General features: G+C 41.8%; 1 protein-coding gene. It reads left to right on the top strand.

Annotation, left to right across the window (positions count from 1 at the left end):
• On the top strand, positions 1-467 hold a 467-nt coding region (locus AB4512_RS23395), incomplete at both ends, for a PAS domain S-box protein (protein ID WP_372175914.1).

Genomic DNA, 467 nt, shown 5'->3' with positions numbered 1-467 from the left:
GTCTTAATCATCGTATTTTGGAATAGAAAACTCACCAAGCAAATAGCGATTGCCAATGACGCGACAGAAGCGCTTCGCAAAGCACAACATCAGCTTTATAACATTTTGAACACTTCACCAATAGCAGCGAGTGTGGTTGTCGAGGAACAGGTTCGTTATGCGAATGATACTGCGAAGCGTTTGTTCGGAGTAGAGCGGACAGAGTTACACTCTATAAATGTTGAAACTATTTATAACTCTCTGTCTGATCGTGATTCGCTATACAAAGAGCTCAACCTCAAAGGTAAAGTCGTAAACCGAGAATTAGTGCTTAGGAAGTTTGATGGAAGTAGTTTTGTGGCTCTTGTTAGTTACTACTTGCTTGAGCTTGATGGGGAAGTCGCCACACTATTTTGGGCATTCGATATTTCAGAAATGAAGCGCCTTAACGAACAATTGGAAGAAGAGAAACAGAGAGCCGATTTGGC

The sequence above is a fragment of the Vibrio sp. 10N.222.52.B7 genome, assembly GCF_041474275.1.
GTDB classification, from domain to species: Bacteria; Pseudomonadota; Gammaproteobacteria; order Enterobacterales; family Vibrionaceae; genus Vibrio; species Vibrio crassostreae_C.
The sequence above is the reverse complement of the archived record's forward strand: the minus strand, read 5'-3'. Positions and strand labels throughout refer to the sequence as shown.